The 13,705-nt window shown below is 71.5% G+C and carries 10 protein-coding genes; 4 read left to right on the forward strand and 6 right to left on the reverse strand.

Going from position 1 to position 13,705, the window contains the following annotated elements:
* Positions 1 to 146: 146 nt before the first annotated feature.
* The 4 genes from ACGFSA_RS17010 to ACGFSA_RS17025 form a co-directional block, all read right to left on the reverse strand.
* Positions 147 to 521, reverse strand: a complete 375-nt coding sequence (locus ACGFSA_RS17010; RefSeq protein WP_007262928.1) for an RNA polymerase-binding protein RbpA — start codon at positions 519 to 521, stop codon at positions 147 to 149.
* 264 nt (positions 522 to 785) lie between these two features.
* Positions 786 to 2,162, reverse strand: a complete 1,377-nt coding sequence (locus ACGFSA_RS17015; RefSeq protein ID WP_393304888.1) for an MFS transporter — start codon at positions 2,160 to 2,162, stop codon at positions 786 to 788.
* A 47-nt stretch (positions 2,163 to 2,209) separates the two neighbouring features.
* On the reverse strand, positions 2,210 to 2,974 hold the full coding sequence (locus ACGFSA_RS17020; protein WP_393304890.1) for a glycerophosphodiester phosphodiesterase: 765 nt from the start codon (positions 2,972 to 2,974) through the stop codon (positions 2,210 to 2,212).
* Complete coding sequence (locus ACGFSA_RS17025; RefSeq protein WP_393304892.1) at positions 2,971 to 3,672, reverse strand: YitT family protein; 702 nt, start codon at positions 3,670 to 3,672, stop codon at positions 2,971 to 2,973. The genes ACGFSA_RS17020 and ACGFSA_RS17025 overlap by 4 nt, the downstream gene beginning before the upstream one ends.
* Positions 3,673 to 3,774: 102 nt before the next feature.
* Here ACGFSA_RS17025 and ACGFSA_RS17030 point away from each other — a divergent pair, with 102 nt between their 5' ends.
* The gene (locus ACGFSA_RS17030; protein WP_393304894.1) at positions 3,775 to 5,274 is read left to right on the forward strand and encodes a PLP-dependent aminotransferase family protein; all 1,500 of its coding nucleotides are present in this window, start codon (positions 3,775 to 3,777) and stop codon (positions 5,272 to 5,274) included.
* A gap of 67 nt (positions 5,275 to 5,341) precedes the next feature.
* Here the strand turns inward: ACGFSA_RS17030 and ACGFSA_RS17035 are convergent, their stop codons facing one another.
* A complete protein-coding gene (locus ACGFSA_RS17035; protein ID WP_393304896.1) occupies positions 5,342 to 6,967 on the reverse strand; it encodes a hypothetical protein in 1,626 nt (541 codons plus the stop codon).
* A gap of 38 nt (positions 6,968 to 7,005) precedes the next feature.
* Complete coding sequence (locus ACGFSA_RS17040; RefSeq protein ID WP_266988092.1) at positions 7,006 to 7,200, reverse strand: hypothetical protein; 195 nt, start codon at positions 7,198 to 7,200, stop codon at positions 7,006 to 7,008.
* Between the two features lie 314 nt (positions 7,201 to 7,514).
* On the opposite strand from ACGFSA_RS17040, the gene ACGFSA_RS17045 reads away from it, so the two are divergent.
* The 3 genes from ACGFSA_RS17045 to ACGFSA_RS17055 all read left to right on the forward strand — a co-directional run bounded on the left by ACGFSA_RS17045 (position 7,515) and on the right by ACGFSA_RS17055 (position 13,687).
* Positions 7,515 to 7,907: an ankyrin repeat domain-containing protein gene (locus tag ACGFSA_RS17045; protein ID WP_266988094.1), complete on the forward strand. Its 393-nt coding sequence runs from the start codon at positions 7,515 to 7,517 to the stop codon at positions 7,905 to 7,907.
* A 218-nt stretch (positions 7,908 to 8,125) separates the two neighbouring features.
* Positions 8,126 to 9,544, forward strand: coding sequence for a HEAT repeat domain-containing protein (locus tag ACGFSA_RS17050; RefSeq protein ID WP_393304899.1), 1,419 nt, complete (start codon positions 8,126 to 8,128; stop codon positions 9,542 to 9,544).
* A 489-nt stretch (positions 9,545 to 10,033) separates the two neighbouring features.
* The gene (locus ACGFSA_RS17055) at positions 10,034 to 13,687 is read left to right on the forward strand and encodes a hydantoinase B/oxoprolinase family protein (RefSeq protein ID WP_393304943.1); all 3,654 of its coding nucleotides are present in this window, start codon (positions 10,034 to 10,036) and stop codon (positions 13,685 to 13,687) included.
* The last annotated feature ends 18 nt before the right edge of the window (positions 13,688 to 13,705 follow it).

Consider the following 13,705-nt stretch of genomic DNA (forward strand, 5'->3'; position numbering starts at 1 on the left):
CCCCGCCCCCCCGGGGGGGGGCCCGCCGCCGGGGGGGGGGCCCCCCCCGCGCCCCCCCCCCCCCCCCCCCCCGGGTCGGGGGGGGGGGGGGCCGCCGCCCCCCCCCCCCCCCCCCCGCGGCTCTGTCTCTCTGCGGTGTCGCGCGGTCAGGCAGACTTCCTGCTGTCCCGCGGGTGCACGGCGATGTTCATGGCTCCGGAGCGCAGAACCGCCAGCCTCTCGGCCAGCACCTCCTCGAGCTCCTCGCGTGTGCGCCGCTCCATGAGCATGTCCCAGTGCGTACGCGCAGGCTTGCCCTTCTTCTCCTCGGGGCCATCCCCGTCCACCAGGAGTGCCATGGCGCCGCACGCCTTGCACTCCCACTCCGGCGGAATTTCCGCCTCTACCGAGAACGGCATCTCAAATCGATGTCCGTTCTGGCATGCGTACTCCACCGCCTGGCGCGGGGCCAGATCGATGCCGCGGTCCGTCTCGTAGCTGGTAACCACGAGTCGCGTGCCGCGGAGAGCTCGCTCACTCATGAATCGTGCCTCCCGGGCTTGTCGCCCACAGGACAGGTGTCGCTGTCGTCGTCATCCGGTCAACGTCCGGTCGGCGGCAAAGATTCCCGTTGCCGGTCATGCGTCGCCCGTCGTGCCGCTGCTTTTTCAGAGTTGGGTACCCAACATTGCCCGGTTTGTCACATTTGGCAGAAGTTGTCACCCAACGGTTTGGCTTCTTCCACTCGCAGTAACGGTCCTCCGGGCAGGCCAAAGGCGTACACTACCGGCCTTTCACTTCAACGTCTAAATCCGTTCAGGAACGGGATTTCCCGCGGCCGCGACGGCCTGCCGTACAGGCACCCTCGCGAGCAGCACGGAACCGACCGCGAAGAAGATCACCAAAGAGATGATCGCATCCCGGTAGCTGCCGGTCAGCTGATACGCGAGACCGAACACCAGCGGTCCCAGCCAGCTCAGTCCGCGGTCGCTCATCTCGTACGCGGAGAAGTACTCCGCCTCCTTGCCACGGGGCACCAGATGCGAGAACAGCGAGCGGGACAGCGCCTGGCTGCCGCCGAGGACCAGGCCGATCGCCGAGGCCAGCAGATAGAAGAAGACCGGGGCGTCCGAGGGCAGGAAGTATCCGCCGACGAGGATCAGGGTCCAGACGACGAGCGAGGCCAGGATCGTGCGCTTCGCGCCGTACACGCGTGCCAACCGGCCCATGCCCAGGGCCCCGGCCACCGCCAGCACCTGCACCAGCAGCACGGCCGTGATCAGGGATGTCTGTTCGAGGCCCAGCTCCTCGGAGCCGTACACCGACGCCTGCGAGATCACCGTCTGGATGCCGTCGTTGTAGACGAGATAGGCGAGCAGGAACGAGAGCGTGAGCGGGTGGCGGCGCATGTCGCGCAGGGTCGCGAGCAGCTGTCGCCAGCCGGAGCCGACCGCGCCCTCACCGCCCGGTGCCACCCGCCGGTCACGCAGCCGTCGCAGCGGTACGACCGTGAAGGCTCCCCACCAGACCCCCGCCGACGCGAGGCAGATCCGTACCGCGTCGGACTCGGAGAGACCGAACGAATCGTGGCCCGTGTAGAGGACCAGATTGAGGACCAGGACGAGCGCCCCCGACGTGTAGCCGAAGGCCCAGCCCCGGGACGAGACGGCGTCGCGTTCGTCGGGCTCGGCGATCTGCGGGAGATACGCGTTGTAGAGCACCATCGACACCGAGATCGACGCGTTCGCCACGATCAGCAGGAACGCGCCCAGCAGATAGCGGTGGCCGTCCAGGAAGAACATCCCGGTCGTCGCGGCCGCCCCCACGTACGCGGCGGCCGCCAGCAAGGGCTTCTTGCGGCCCGTGCGGTCCGCGGCGGCGCCCACGATCGGCATCACCACCACCGCCACCACGACGGACAACGAGACCGCGTAGGCGAAGAGCGACCCCGCGCGCACCGGGATGCCGAGAGGGTGCACGAAACCGTCGGCGTCGGCGGCGGCCTTGGCGATCGACGTCAGATAGGGGCCGAGAAACACGGTGAGAACGCTGGTCGAGTAGACCGAACACGCGAAGTCGTAGAAGTACCAGCCGCGCTGTTCGCGTCTGCGGTCCGTGGCTTCGGCACCGCCGGTGGTGTGTTCCGGCGTCGGCTCAGCGGTGTCGGCGGTCTCGGCGCTCAACCCGCACCCCCCTCGTATCTCCCCGTGGGGACGCCGCGGGGCCGGCGTCAGGCCCAGGCCCCCCGCTCGCTCAGCACCGTGCGCAGCGTCTCGATGTGATCGGTCATGATGCCATCCACACCGAGATCGAGGAGACCTGCCATCCGCTCCGGTTCGTTCACCGTCCAGACATGGACCTGGAGCCCGCGGGCATGGGCCTCCCGGACGAAGCGCCGGTCGACCACCCGGACCCCGTTCTGGCTCTCCGGGACCTGCGCGCACACCGCTCCGGCGCGCAGGGCGGCCGGTATGCCGTACGAGCGCAGCCGCAGGCCCAGGACGCCGCGGACGCCGTACGAGGTGGCCAGCCGGGGGCCCGCGAGGCGGTGCGCCCTGGCCACCCGGGTCTCCGAGAACGAGCCGACGCACACCCGGTCCCACGCGTCGGTCCGGCGGATCAGGTCGATCAGCGGGACGAGCGCCGGCTCGGCCTTGATGTCCACGTTCCAGCGGGCGTCGGGAAACGCCTCCAGCAACTCCTCGAACAGCGGCAGCGGTTCACGGCCCGCCACCCGGGCCCGCCGCACCTCGCTCCACGGCAGGTCGGCTATCCGGCCACGGGCGTCCGTCACCCGGTCCAGGGTGGCGTCGTGGAAGGCGACCAGACGTCCGTCCGACGTCGTGTGCACATCGGTCTCGAAGTAGCGGTAGCCGGCATCGGCGGCCCGGCGGAACGCGGCCGTGGTGTTCTCGATCCCGTCCGCCGCTCCGCCTCGGTGGGCGAACGGGATCGTCGCGGGATGGTCCAGATAAGGGTGGCGTACAGAGGTCACTGCGGCAGTATGGCCTCCTCCGATGGCCGGCCGGTGACGGCGGTGGTGCCGGACCCCGGCGCGGGAGCGACGGTCTCGTCGGCGGGCTTCGCCTCGGGGACCGCGAAGAAGCGCAGGAACAGCTGGGCGAGCGGGCCGATGGACAGCGCGTACAGGACCGTGCCCACGCCCAGGGAGCCGCCGAGCAGGAAGCCGGTCGCCACCACGGCCACCTCGATCGCCGTACGGACCAGGCGGACCGAGCGGCCGGTGCGCCGGTGCAGTCCGGTCATCAGGCCGTCGCGCGGCCCGGGGCCGAACCGTGCCGCGATGTACAGCCCCGTCGCGACACCGTTGAGCGCGATCCCCGCGACCATGATAACGATCCGGGCCGCCAGGCCGTGCAGCTCCGGGACGAGGGCGAGCGTGCCGTCCATGGCGAGGCCGATGGCGAAGACATTGGAGACCGTGCCGAGCCCGGGGCGCTGCCTCATCGGTATCCACAGGAGGAGGACCGCCGCGCCGACGATGATCGCGACGACCCCGATGGACAGCCCGGTGCGTTCCGCGAGGCCCTGGTGCAGCACCCCCCAGGGTTCGAGCCCGAGCCCGGCACGGACCATGAGCGCCGAGCTCGCCCCGTACAGGGCCAGACCGACGTACAGCTGCATCAGCCGCCGTGCGAGGTGCGCCCGGCGGGGGACGGCGGTGACGGACAAGATGTGCTCCCTCGTGTGGTGGTGGTGGACTGCCGCATGACACTCTGTGGCAGGGGATTGGCCACCAACTATGGCCAATCCGAGGAAGGTGGACTGATTTACATGGCGCAGTGGACTTCGGCCGTCGGTGCCGCGCAGCTCGCCCGGCAGCTCCAGGCCCAGCAGCAGAAGCCGATGGGCCCCGGCGCCCGCAGGCCCCCCGCCTATCGCGCGCTCGCCGACGGCGTCCGGCTGCTCGTCCTCGAAGGCCGGGTGCCCGTCGCCGCCCGGCTCCCCGCCGAACGCGAGCTGGCGCTCGCCCTGTCCGTCAGCCGCACCACCGTCGCCGCCGCCTACGAGGCGCTGCGGGCCGAGGGATTCCTGGAGTCCCGGCGCGGCGCGGGCAGCTGGACCGCGGTCCCGGCAGGCAACCCCCTGCCCGCGCGCGGCCTGGAACCGCTGCCCCCGGAGTCGCTCGGTTCGATGATCGACCTGGGCTGTGCCTCGCTGCCCGCGCCCGAACCCTGGCTGACCCGCGCCGTCCAGGGCGCCCTGGAGGAGCTGCCGCCGTACGCGCACACCCACGGCGACTATCCGGCCGGGCTGCCCGCGCTGCGGCAGATGATCGCCGACCGCTACACCGGGCGGGGCATCCCGACGATGCCCGAACAGATCATGGTCACCACCGGCGCGATGGGCGCGATCGACGCCATCTGCCACCTCTTCGCCGGGCGCGGCGAGCGGATCGCGGTGGAGTCCCCCTCGTACGCCAACATCCTTCAGCTGATGCGGGAGGCGGGCGCCCGGCTGGTGCCGGTGGCGATGGAGGAGGGGATCGGCGGCTGGGACATGAACCGCTGGCGGCAGGTGCTGCGCGACGCGGCGCCCCGGCTCGCGTACGTCGTGGCGGACTTCCACAATCCCACCGGCGCGCTCGCCGACGAGAGCCAGCGGCGGGCCCTGGTGGACGCGGCCCGCTCCGCCGGGACGGTCCTGGTCGTCGACGAGACCATGAACGAGCTGTACCTCGACGCCGATGTCGAGATGCCGCGCCGGGTCTGTGCCTTCGACCCGGCGGGCAGCACCGTGCTCACCGTCGGCTCGGCCAGCAAGGCGTTCTGGGCAGGCATGCGGATCGGCTGGGTGCGGGCCGCGCCGGACGTGATCCGCAGTCTGGTGTCCGCCCGCGCCTACGCCGACATGGGCACACCCGTGCTGGAACAGCTCGCCATCAACTGGCTGATGCGCACGGGGGGCTGGGAGGAGGCCGTGGAGCTCCGGCGCGGTCAGGCGCGGGAGAACCGGGACGCGCTGGTCGCGGCGGTGCGCCGGGAGCTGCCGGAGTGGGAGTTCCAGGTACCGCGCGGCGGGCTGACGCTCTGGGTGCGCACCGGCGGACTCTCGGGGTCACGGCTGGCCGTGGCGGGCGAGCGGGTGGGGGTGCGGGTGCCGTCCGGTCCGCGATTCGGCGTCGACGGCGCCTTCGAGGGATACGTACGGCTGCCGTTCACGGTCGGCGGTCCGGTGGCGGACGAGGCGGCGGTACGGCTCGCCGCGGCGGCGGAGCTGGTGGGGTCGGGGGCGAGCACGGGAGCGGAGGCGCCTCGCACGTTCGTCGCCTGACGGCCGAGGCACAGCGGAAGGGGCGGGGGAGGATCGCGCGATCCTCCCCCCGCCCCTTCCGCTGCGCCTACTCGCTGAGCGACATCTGCTCGGGGGTCAGGGCGATCTCCGCGGTCAGTGCGTTCTGCGGGGTCAAGGGGGTCGCAGTCGCCGAAGTCGCCGGATCCGGAACGGTCGCCTCGATCGGCGTCTCCCCCGTGGGCAGGAGATCGAGCACCGCCTGGCGGTGCGCCTCGCTCGTCGCGTCGTCGTACGGATCAGGTGTGGCCGGAACCTGGAGCCGCAGCACCGGACCGGTACCGAGCCGCACGTACCCCCGGCCGGGCGGGACGTCCGGGGTCGGTGTGGTGTGCGGCTCCAGGCCGAGCACCGTCTCGATCTGCCCGCGGGAGCTGTGGCCGAGCACGACGCGGGCCCTGGTGTGGGTCCGTACCGTCTCTCTGAGCGTGTCCAGGCTGTCGAACTGGTCGGCCAGCACCACGGTGACATTGGCCGCGCGGCCGTGCCGCAGCGGCACCTGCAGCAGCTCCTGCGGGTCGGGTCTGCCGTCGGCGGCCGCCAGATGGCCGAGGACGCTGGGCCGGTCCAGCAGGATCCAGAGCGGGCGCCTGGTGTCCTCGGGCGCGGAGTGACCCGCCTGCCGGGCCCGGTTGGCGGCGATCAGCCGCCGCTCCGTCTCGTGGGCCGCCCACTCCAGGCTGGCCAGTGCACCGGCCAGTCCGCACTCGACGGCCAGCACTCCGGTGCGCCCGGTCAGGCAGGCGTACTCGCCGGTTCCGCTGCCTTCGATGATGAGGATGTCGCCGTGCTGGAGCGCCTGGACACCGATGGAGCGCATCAGGGTGGTGATGCCGCCGCCGGGCTGTCCGACGATCAGCAGGTGCGGCTCGGTGGAGCGGGCGCCGGTCCGCCAGACGACCGGGGGAGCGTCCCGGGTCGTGTCCCCGTCGGTCACCGGCACGGTGCGCTGCACCGCGTCGTTGTCGGTGAACCCCAGCACCGTCTCGCCCGGCGCGGTGACGAAGCGCTGTGCGGCGATCGAGGTGGGCAGCGCGTCGAGCACGCTCATGACGAGCTGGTTGCCCTCCTCGTCCCAGGCGAAGTGGTACTCGCGGCCACGGCCCGACTTGGCGTGCAGCAGCTGTTCGATCCGGGTGCGGGAGGCGGTCTCGCTGTCGGTGAAGTATGCGGGGTACGAGACGCGGAGGCGGGTGACACGCCCGTCGCCGTCGAACTCGTGGCCGCTGAACGCCTTGGCCCAGTCGCCACCGTGGGCGAACAGCGGACTGGGATCCTCGGCGACGGAGAAGTGCGGCACGAGCGCCTCGTACAGCGCCTGCAGCCGCGCCGTCTCGGCCTTGCCGGGACCGGTCTTCGCGGGCGTGCGTTCCCGCCCTTTCCATGCGGCGGCGCCCATCACCGTGACCAGGGCGAGCAGCGGCCCGTACGGGATGAGTACCACCACGAGTACGCAGGCCGCGACGAGAAACAGAATGGGATTACGCCGCTCCTTGGGCGTCGCGGCCCACTTCCGCCGTCCTGCACCCGCCAGCAGCCGCAGACCACGAACGACCCTGATCAGCGGATGGAGGACGTCGGTGGCGTTGTCGGCGGCCGTGCGCGCGAACTCGCGACTGCGAGTGATCGAAGCGCTGCCGCTGCTCAGAATGCGGGGAAGGGGTCGCCGGGCCACGTCGGTTCTCCTGAAGGGGTGGGAGCGGTCGCGGCGGGTCAGAACTTGATCCCGCCCAGGAGGCTTGCCAGGCTCGCGCCGCCCGCCGTGATGCTCGGTGCGATGGCGGTGCCTGCCAGATAGAAGCCGAACAGGGCGGTGACAAAGGCGTGCGAGCCCTTCAGACCGTCCTTCCTGAAGAACAGGAAGACGATGATGCCGAGGATGACGACGCCAGACATGGAAAGGTTCATGAGTGGTTCTCCTGTTTCGGGGACAGTCACCATGAGTCCTTCCAGGGTCACAAAAAGTATCTATAGGATAAAAGCTGCAATTGGGTGAAAACTCGGTTTTTTCACTGGACTGGCCGACAGGAGAACGCGGTGCGGACGGAACTTCCGGTGCCGCGCACCGTTCCGGCCTCATGCGACGTGATCCTTTGCCGCGGCCGGGGCGCGGCATGTGCGCTGCGGAGCAGTACCCTGTCGGTTCACTCGTACGGCCCCCTCGGCGTACCACCCCCCTGGCAGGCAGCAGCGAAACCCGTTGATGGAAGGCGGTCCGTCCGATGAGCGAAGCCCCCGAACCCGAGGTCGTCGAGCTGGCGACCAAGGTCTTCGACCTGGCGCGCCGCGGGGAGACCGAGGCGCTCGCCGCGTACCTGGACGCCGGTGTGCCCGCAAACCTCACCAACGACCGGGGTGACACGCTGCTCATGCTCGCCGCGTACCACGGGCACGCCCCCGCGGTCGCGGCCCTCGTGAGCCGGGGAGCCGACCCGGACCGGGCCAACGACCGCGGGCAGACGCCGCTCGCCGGAGCCGTCTTCAAGGGCGAGGCCGCGGTGATCGAGGCGCTCCTCGCCGCGGGCGCCGACCCGGACGCCGGTACACCGTCCGCAACGGACACCGCACGCATGTTCGGCAAGGCCGACCTGCTGGAACTCTTCGGCTCCCGCTGAACGGGTTCGCCGTAAATGTGGTCGCGGTGGCGAAATGGGTGGGTCATCATGACGTCGCGGGCCCGATTCGGGCCACCGACGAGAGGCAGAGGAAGATGGTCTACAGCGAGCAGAAGACGGCGGTCGGCCGATCATGTTGCTGCGCGGCGTAGTGCCCACCCGGCACTTGGAACTGCACAGTCCCGGTTGCGTCGACAGCTTGATGTGAGGCTTCTCCCATGTTCGATCCGTTCATAGCGCCGAGCGGCACCCTGCTCGGCCTGCTGCAGAGGGGCCGCGGCGACGGCACGCTCCACGCGCTTGCCGCACCGCGCCCCGAGGCCCTCGCGGCGCTCAACCACTGTGTCCTGAGCGACCCGCGTCACGACTGGCAGGTCGAGAACCGCTCCCTCTACTACGCACGCCTGTATCTCGACCTCGACGGCGGCATCGGGGAGATCGAGCGGCACCTCTGCGAGCCCGACGACCACATCGACACCGACGACTCGCGGACCGGCCTGGCCCTCGCGGTCCTCGGCCACCTCGCCTCGTACGGACGCGGCGACGCCCTGGCCCTGCTGCGGCGGTACGCGGCGACGGGCGCCAACTGGGCGTGGGCCCTCGACGAGCTGGCCCTGCGTGACGACGACGCCGGGCTCCGCTCCCTCGCCGTGCCCGTCCTCGGCCGGTTCTCCGCCACCGAGGAGGGCGCCGCCGAACTCGCGGCCGCCGTACGGGACGCCTTCGAGCCCCGGCCCTGGCGGCTGTGGGCCGAAGACCCGCGTGAAGCGGTCGGCGCCCGGGTCAGGGCCGCCTCCGAACAGGGCTCGTTCGACCGCTGGCAGCGGCAGATGCGGCCCGGCGGCCCACGCCCCGGCTGGAGCGTCCAGGCCGTGTTCGACTGGGCCCAGCAAGGACTGGACCGTGGCAGTGTCCTCCACGTACCGGCCGCCCGCTGCCTCACTGCCGTCGCCGGTCCCGAGGACCGGCCGTTGATCGTCGAGACCGCCCGCAGCGGCCCGGACGGCGCCCGCTGCGCGGCCCTGCACTACCTCTCCGAGGTCAGGGACCCCGCTGTCCTCGACCTCATCGAGGCCGCGGCGGTCAGCCCGTCGAGCACCGTCGCCGATGCGGCCGTCGCCGCCTTCGAGCGGATGTGCGGCGACGCGGCGGTGGACCGGGCCCGGCGCTGGGCCCGACGGCCCGACGCGCTCGGCGCCTCCGCCGCCGGTGTGCTCGCCTGCCGGGGCGGAGCACAGGACGCCTCCTCCGTCCTCGCCGCCTTGCGCGACGCCGTACGCGGTGAAGGACCGGACGCACCGCGCCTGTGGACCCTGGTCGACGGCACGGGCCGGCTGGGCATCGCCTGCGCCGCCCCCGTCCTGCGCCATGTCTACCGGGAGACGTCCTCCTCCCATCTGCGCGGCCGGGCGGCCCGCGCGCTCGCCGCCACCGACCCCTCCTTCGCCACCGGCTTCGCCGTCGAATGCCTGTGGGACTGCGAGGAGTCCACCCGCGAGGTCGCCGCACTCCATGCGGAGACCGGCGACATCAGGGTCGCCGAACGGCTGCGCCGACTGGCCGCCGACCCGGCCGAGGAGGCCGAGGTGCAGACCGCGGTACGCAGCAGGATCGGGCCCGACGCCCCCGCTGTCTGACGCGCTCCAATCGCAGCAGGACGCAGCGCTTCGGGGGAGCGCGGTGTACCCGCCCACGAACGTCCAACGCTCATGGGACGTCCCCGAGGGGAAAGACCCAAGTCGGCCCGGTCACGGCCGGTTCCGTCCTCGGGCTGCCCGCACCCCTGGGGCGCCCGTTGGTCCGGCGGCAGAGTGCGGTGCATGCCGTGGTGCATGCCCTGTCCGCCCGCTACGACGCCGCCCGGCCGTGCCGACTCGTTGTGCTGGCCGGCCACGGCGGGCACCGGCTGGCTGGTGCGGCGGAGCAGCGATCTGCTGGCTCAGCTGCTGTGCCTGGCGGGAGCGGAGGTACGGCACTGGGGGTGCGGCACGAGCGGGCAGCTGGACCGGCGGACCGACCAGGCGTTGCAGGGCGCGCTCGCCGCCGTCACGCCCGAGGGGCGGCACATCGCGTCCTTGTTGTCCGCACCGCGCGTCGTTGTCCGCGCCGCGCGTCAGTATGGAGGGATGACGGGACGCTGGGAGTTCTGGATCGACCGTGGCGGCACGTTCACCGACGTGGTGGGCCGTGATCCCGACGGGCACCTGGTCACCCGCAAGCTCCTCTCGGACGACCCGGCCCGCTACCGCGACGCCGCCGTCGCCGGGATCCGCCTCATGCTCGGCCTCGGCCCCGCCGACCCGGTCCCCGCCGACCGGGTCGGCAGCGTGAAGATGGGCACGACCGTCGCCACCAACGCCCTGCTCCAACGGCGTGGCGAGCCGACCGTCCTGGTCACCACCGAAGGGTTCCGGGACGCCCTGCGCATCGCGTACCAGAACCGCCCGCGCCTCTTCGACCGCCGCATCCTGCTGCCGGAGGCCGTGTACGACCGGGTGATCGAGGTCCCGGAGCGGATCGATGCGCACGGCCGGACCCTCATCCCCCTCGATCTGCCTGCGACGGCAGCGCAGTTGAGAGCCGCGAGGGCGGACGGCTTCCGCAGCGCGGCAGTCGTCCTGATGCACGGCTACCGACACCCCGCCCACGAGACCGCCGTCGCCGCCGCGGCCCGTGAGGCAGGTTTCACCCAGGTCAGCTGCTCGCACGAGGTCAGCCCGCTGATCAAGCTGGTACCGCGCGGCGACACCACCGTCGTCGACGCGTACCTCTCGCCGATCCTGCGCCGGTACGTCGAGGAGGTCGCGGGCGAACTGGAATCCGTCCGGCTGATGTTCATGCAGTCCAACGGCGGACTGCGGGAAGCCGCGCACTTCCGTGGCAAGGACGCGGTGCTGTCCGGCCCCGCCGGTGGGGTCGTCGGCATGGCCCGTACGTCCGGACAGGCCGGATTCGACCGGGTCATCGGCTTCGACATGGGCGGCACCTCCACCGATGTGTCGCACTACGCGGGCGAGTTCGAGCGCGAGCTCGGCACCCAGGTGGCCGGGGTGCGGATGCGCGCCCCGATGATGAACATCCATACCGTTGCGGCCGGCGGCGGATCCGTCCTGCACTTCGACGGCCGGCGCTACCGGGTCGGACCCGACTCCGCGGGCGCGGACCCCGGCCCGGCCTGCTATCGCAGGGGCGGGCCACTCACCGTCACCGACGCCAATGTGATGCTCGGCCGGGTCCAGCCCGCGCACTTCCCGGCAGTCTTCGGGCCGGAGGGAAACCTGCCGCTCGACGCCGACGTCGTGCGCGAGCGGTTCGGGGCACTCGCCGACGAGGTGGCACAGGCCACCGGCACGCGACGTACCGCAGCCGAGGTCGCGGCCGGATTCCTGGAGATCGCCGTGCTCAACATGGCGAACGCGGTCAAGAAGATCTCCGTGGAGCGCGGCCACGACATCACCCGCTACGCCCTCACCTGCTTCGGTGGCGCCGGCGGTCAGCACGCCTGCGCCGTCGCCGACGCACTCGGCGTCGACACCGTCCTCGTGCCACCGCTGGCCGGAGTGCTGTCCGCGTACGGCATCGGTCTCGCCGACGCCACCGCCATGCGCGAACAGTCGGTCGAAGCGGAGCTCGACGCCGAAGGCACCCGGGCCGCAGTCGACGCGCTCTGCGCGGAACTGGCCGCCCGCACCCGCGACGAACTGCGCGCCGACGGACTCGAGGACAGCGCCATCAGCACCCACGCCCGGGCCCTCCTGCGCTATGCCGGCACGGACGCGAGCCTGCCCGTCGACCTGGACACCGCGCCCGCGATGACACGGGCGTTCACGGACGAGCACCGCGCCCGCTACGGCTTCACCATGGACAGACCACTGCTCGTCGAAGCGGTGTCGGTCGAGGCGACCGGCGCGGCGGGCCGGCACGTACCGCACGCGGTGGACCGGACGGTCCGCGAGGGCACGCCACAACCCCACGACACGGTACGGATGTTCGCCGACGGCCGATGGCAGGACACCCCGCTCCACCGGCGCGAGGCCCTGCAACCGTCGGACACCGTGACCGGTCCCGCCGTGATCGCCGAGGCCGACGCCACCACCGTCGTCGACCCCGGCTGGCAGGTCACCATCGGCGACACCGGCCATCTGCTGCTCAGCCGGGTCCGCCCGCGCCCCGACCGGACCGCCGTCGGCACGCGGGTGGACCCGGTCATGCTGGAGGTGTTCAACAATCTCTTCATGTCGATCGCCGAGCAGATGGGCGTGCGCCTGGAGAACACCGCCCACTCCGTCAACATCAAGGAGCGGCTCGACTTCTCCTGCGCGTTGTTCGACGCGGACGGCAACCTGATCGCCAACGCCCCGCACATCCCGGTGCACCTCGGCTCGATGGGGGAGTCCATCAAGGAGGTGCTGCGGCGCAACGGCTCCACCATGCGCCCCGGCGATGTGTACGCCATCAACGACCCGTACCACGGGGGCACACATCTGCCCGATGTGACGGTGGTGACCCCGGTGTTCGACGAACGCGGCGAGAACGGGTCGGGGCTGAGATTCCTGGTGGCGTCACGTGGCCACCACGCCGAGATCGGCGGCATCACCCCCGGCTCCATGCCCGCCTTCAGCCGCACCATCGACGAGGAAGGGGTGCTGTTCGACAACTGGCTGCTGGTCAGGGACGGCAGGTTCCGCGAGGCCGAGACCCGCGAGCTGCTCACCACCGCCGCATACCCGTCCCGTGACCCCGACACCAATCTCGCCGATCTGCGGGCCCAGATCGCCGCCAACGAGAAGGGCATCGCGGAACTGCGCCGCACGGTGGACCAGTTCGGCGCCGAGGCCGTCGACGCGTACATGGGCCACGTGCAGGACAACGCCGAGGAGTCCGTACGCCGGATCATCGCGCTGCTGCACGACGGTTCGTACCGCTACGAGACCGACAACGGCGCCGTGATCGAGGTCGCGCTGACCGTGGACCGTACCGCCCGCGGCGCGATCCTCGACTTCACCGGCACCTCGCCGCAGCAGCCCGGGAACTTCAACGCCCCGAAGTCCGTCGTCATGGCCGCGGTTCTGTACGTCTTCCGGACCCTGGTCGCCGACGACATCCCGCTCAACAGCGGCTGCCTCAAACCCCTGGAGGTCAGAGTCCCGGCGGGTTCGATGCTGGCGCCCGTCCATCCCGCGGCCACCGTCGCGGGCAATGTGGAGACCTCCCAGGCCGTCACGGGAGCGCTCTACGGGGCGCTCGGCATCCAGGCCGAGGGCTCCGGCACCATGAACAACCTGACCTTCGGCAACGACCGCGTCCAGTACTACGAGACGGTGGCCAGCGGCTCGGGCGCCGGCGAGGGCTTCGACGGCACCGACGCCGTGCAGACCCATATGACCAATTCCCGGCTCACCGACCCCGAAGTGCTCGAATGGCGCTACCCGGTCCTGGTCGAGAGCTTCCGGGTACGGGACGGCAGCGGGGGAGCGGGCCGGTGGCACGGCGGCTGTGGGGTCGAGCGCAGACTCCGGTTCCTCGAACCCGTCACGGTGGCGCTGCTCACCGGACATCGCCGCGTCCCTCCGTACGGCATGGCGGGCGGCGAACCGGGCGCGCTGGGCAGCCAGCACATCGAGCGAGCCGACGGGAAGAACACGGTCACCTCGCTGGAGGGATGCGACACGGCCGAACTGGCGCCCGGCGATGTGCTGGTCCTGCGCACACCCGGCGGCGGAGGATACGGAGTGCGGCAAGCGGTCGCTTCTGCGCCGTTTCGACCGTTGTCGGTGTGAGGACCTAATCTGTGCAGC

The sequence above is a fragment of the Streptomyces sp. NPDC048496 genome (assembly GCF_043200055.1).
Classification (GTDB): domain Bacteria; phylum Actinomycetota; class Actinomycetes; order Streptomycetales; family Streptomycetaceae; genus Streptomyces.

Bases quoted from the DNA above. Each gene is read 5' to 3' on its own strand.
- ACGFSA_RS17050 (WP_393304899.1), top strand. From the start codon at position 8,126: ATGTTCGATCCGTTCATAGCGCCGAGCGGCACCCTGCTCGGCCTGCTG.
- ACGFSA_RS17040 (WP_266988092.1), bottom strand. From the start codon at position 7,200: ATGAACCTTTCCATGTCTGGCGTCGTCATCCTCGGCATCATCGTCTTC.
- ACGFSA_RS17010 (WP_007262928.1), bottom strand. From the start codon at position 521: ATGAGTGAGCGAGCTCTCCGCGGCACGCGACTCGTGGTTACCAGCTAC.
- ACGFSA_RS17055 (WP_393304943.1), top strand. From the start codon at position 10,034: ATGACGGGACGCTGGGAGTTCTGGATCGACCGTGGCGGCACGTTCACC.
- ACGFSA_RS17045 (WP_266988094.1), top strand. From the start codon at position 7,515: ATGAGCGAAGCCCCCGAACCCGAGGTCGTCGAGCTGGCGACCAAGGTC.
- ACGFSA_RS17030 (WP_393304894.1), top strand. From the start codon at position 3,775: ATGGCGCAGTGGACTTCGGCCGTCGGTGCCGCGCAGCTCGCCCGGCAG.